The following is a 2,666-nucleotide window of genomic DNA, read 5'->3' on the forward strand; positions in this document are numbered from 1 at the left end:
TTTTCATTCATCAGGCGATAGGTTTTCTTTCTGTTTATATCGTATCCAAGAAGCCGCAGTTCATCGTTCACCATATCATAACCGTAGGCGTTATAAGGATCACTAATCACTCCTTTGATGTCTTGGAGCACTAACGCGTTGCTCACCAGTACTCCATGCTTTATTGTCTGAGTAGTAGCTACCTTGCCACGGGGTCCAGGATGGGATTTGTAATAATAACTACTCCTAGGTAGTCCGACCCATCTTACAAGGTCTTGTATAGAACCTTGATGCATATAATCTTTTACCATACTTACTTTCTCTTGGGTTGGATAGGAGTTTTTTTTAGCATCTCGGTTTTAACCTCAAGCTCTAGAGCCTGCTTAGCAATAATTCGTTTAAGCCTTTCATTTTCCTCTTCCAAAGCACGAAGGGCAGGATCAACTCTTTTGTAAGCTGGTTTTAACCCTTCAGAGCCTTTGTTAAGATACCGTTGCTTCCACTTGGCTAATAAGGCAGGAGATAAATTGTATTTCCGACAAGTCTGCATATAGCCTTCCCGTTCAGCTTCCTGAAGTAGGCTCAATCTGTCTTCAGGTATAAAGGATCGTTTTGTTCTTGGCATATTTTCCTAAATTTAACTGTTACAAATCTGTTTGTTAGATTTTGTACAGTCATTTAGGGGGCTAAGACAAAGTCTTTCTTGAGGCTATTGCATACAACGTGAGTGCATAAGCAGTGGCGGGTTTAGGAGGGCAAAAAAATGTAGCGCAGCGAAATGTTTTGCCCGACCTGCACGTCACTGTCCCACGACACCAAACGTTGTTTGAAAGCTAAAACTACAAATTTACACCAAACCCCGCCATTGATTATGCACAGTGTTATGCACAGTGCCGCGCATCCACCGTACTCTTAACCACACGGATGCCAGAGCTTTGGATGTGTGTCAGCATGTGCGGCTTTGGCATTGGTGTGGTTGTTCGAAGACCTACTTATTTCTATTTCTGATCCTCAGAACCGTCACAGTGATAAGTCCGAGTACGCCAATCAAAGGCGTCCCGAAAATAAACCAGTCCTCAGTCATATGGGGTCGAAATCTAAAATGTCCATGTGATCCAGCAATACCAACCATCAGGAGAAAACATCCTACTACAAGAACTCCGCTAAAAAATACAGTCAAAATTTTCATTGTTGTTCATTGTGATGAAGGTAGTGTAGTTATCTATACTCTTTTTCTATTATGATCTTCAATTCTTTAACTGCTCTTGTTGTGTAGGTGTACGCCATGTTTGTAAGAGCTAATAGGTCTTGCGTCTTCCAGAGATGTCCGTCTTCGTGATTTCTTTTTCCCCCTTCATCTGTGTAGGAAATGGCGGGAACAGACCCGGCAACTACAGAGAATTCTTTTTTTGAATGGCTGTATCCGTCCCGATAGCTGATAAGAAATTCAAACGCATGTTCTTTAGACATATCGAGCAATTTCTGTGTCTCTTCGTAATTAAATTCTCGATGTATTGCCTCAAGCTTACCACTTTTGAAGTATACCTTGTTGTTAGAAAATTTGACGTTCCTTATTTCGGCTAAAATTCTGGCGATTCGATCAAGTACTCCAAATACCCTAAAAATTACATTGTCGACAAACATGTGATATATCCATCCATAGACCTTTCCGCCCTTTCTATCCTCATTTAAATCTTCAAAGTTCACGTTCTTGTTATTTACGACAAATTCTCGAAGGAGAAGCATCGTTTCAATAACCATTCGTCCTCCGGATGGATCATCTTTTGAAATCTCTTTGTCAGGAAATGTCTTTGCAATATTAATGAGAATGCCAATGTGCCATCTCGCTTGTTGCACTAGGTCGTCCAGTTCAAAAAAGAGTCGCTTGACTTCCTTGTACTTTAGTTCCTGATTTAGATTCCCGAGCCTCCCTGATATAAAATTCAGATCTGCTTCTGGCTCTGGAAAATTCTTATCGAGCAATTCAGCATATTGTTTGTTGAAGAAAACGCTGTCCATTAATCATCAAATCTATCTCTTTCCAATAAACCTATTTTGTTTTCCTTGTACCAATTCTGTCTCAAGGTATAACTTGTCCGCTGTTGAATTAATGATCAATGAACCAAAACCGCGGCCATATATCTTTTCAAATGCTTCTGCAAAGCCAATCACCTGTCCATCGATATCATCGTAGTTGGAAATAACATAACACAATTCATCGTCTTTAATTTTCAATTCCTTTTTAGCGAATTCAAAATCATTTGTCCCTGAAGGGATTTTTGAAATGAATCGCATATCCAAAACTTTGGTCCATTGATGATTTAACCTGTCAGTAAACTTTCCTCTCTTCTTTGAATCATTGAGTAGGTACTCCGCTCGATCCCGCTGGTCCTTTGGCAGAAAATTCCTTATAAATAAATCTTGAATTGTCTTGTTGTCCATTGTCCTATGTGCGTGGTAAGAATTGGCTCTTTTGCTTGCTTTGGTGGCGCCCTGGAATGAGCGGCAAGCAAATGTGCCAATGCGCGGTGGCCACTACTCTGTCCGCGCGGCATTGTGCATAACCTTTAGATTCACTTCATTAACTTTCTTTATTCATAATCGTAAATTTTGTGGGTAAGTGGGTAACCGTTTCGGTTATCCATTTATCCACAAAAAAAAAGGCAGCCGATGAACTACGCGCTAAC

The 2,666-nt window shown here is 40.5% G+C and carries 4 protein-coding genes; all 4 read right to left on the reverse strand.

The genetic code is table 11. The features are described from left to right. On the reverse strand, positions 1–275 hold a 275-nt coding region (locus P2W71_RS14795; protein WP_346659961.1), incomplete at its 3' end, for an IS3 family transposase. Positions 276–292: 17 nt separating this feature from the next. Then, positions 293–604 (reverse strand): transposase, encoded by a 312-nt coding sequence (locus P2W71_RS14800; RefSeq protein ID WP_276372046.1) that lies wholly within the window; start codon positions 602–604, stop codon positions 293–295. A gap of 593 nt (positions 605–1,197) precedes the next feature. Beyond that, on the reverse strand, positions 1,198–1,998 hold the full coding sequence (locus P2W71_RS14805; protein WP_276372047.1) for a Cthe_2314 family HEPN domain-containing protein: 801 nt from the start codon (positions 1,996–1,998) through the stop codon (positions 1,198–1,200). Positions 1,999–2,010: 12 nt separating this feature from the next. Then, a complete protein-coding gene (locus tag P2W71_RS14810) occupies positions 2,011–2,421 on the reverse strand; it encodes a hypothetical protein (RefSeq protein WP_276372048.1) in 411 nt (136 codons plus the stop codon). Positions 2,422–2,666: the final 245 nt, after the last annotated feature.

Origin of the sequence: Chryseolinea sp. H1M3-3 (assembly GCF_029360725.1) — a bacterium.
GTDB lineage: Bacteria > Bacteroidota > Bacteroidia > Cytophagales > Cyclobacteriaceae > Chryseolinea.